Source organism: Neisseria sp. P0021.S006 (genome assembly GCF_051956895.1).
Map to the genome: position 1 here is coordinate 1 of NZ_JBQCWZ010001094.1, position 502 is coordinate 502.

General features: G+C 49.0%; 1 protein-coding gene. It reads left to right on the forward strand.

Going from position 1 to position 502, the window contains the following annotated elements; translation table 11 throughout:
* Positions 1 to 475 (forward strand): DUF2868 domain-containing protein (locus ACTHUM_RS18915; RefSeq protein ID WP_440403814.1); only part of this gene is annotated, 475 nt, incomplete at its 5' end.
* Between the last annotated feature and the right edge of the window lie 27 nt (positions 476 to 502).

A 502-nucleotide genomic window follows, 5' to 3' on the forward strand; every position in this document is an offset into this window, starting at 1 on the left:
CCTCCGCACATGGCAAACGAAGATTGTTGATGCCGATGATTTTCAGGAAAACATCGTTCCCGTTTCATCTAAAATTACGCTGAATAATGCGCCTAAATGGGCTGTTACACTGGAAACGGAATGGCCTGAGCCGCTTTGGTTTTCCGGCGTTTTGGCGCAAGAATGGATAGACAAAGGCGTGGCCGCCGGCAGAAAAGATTTGGAACAATTGGAAGCCGAATTGAAACAAACTCCGGCGCAACTTCTCATCGGCGTACGCACGCAAACTGTTCCCGATCGCGGCATTTTGCGTCAAATCAGCCGCTTGGCTGAAGCTACGGACGGCGGCGTTATCATTCAACTTTTGAATCAAGACAGTTTCTCTGAAGATTTGGATACCAAACTGGATTATTGGCGCGATGCGCTGGCAGAAAGAAACATTGCCTGGCTGGAACCGACCCGTTTGGCACAACAAAAACGGCAAAGCGCTATTTGACAGATAAACCGAAGGCCGTCTGAAAAG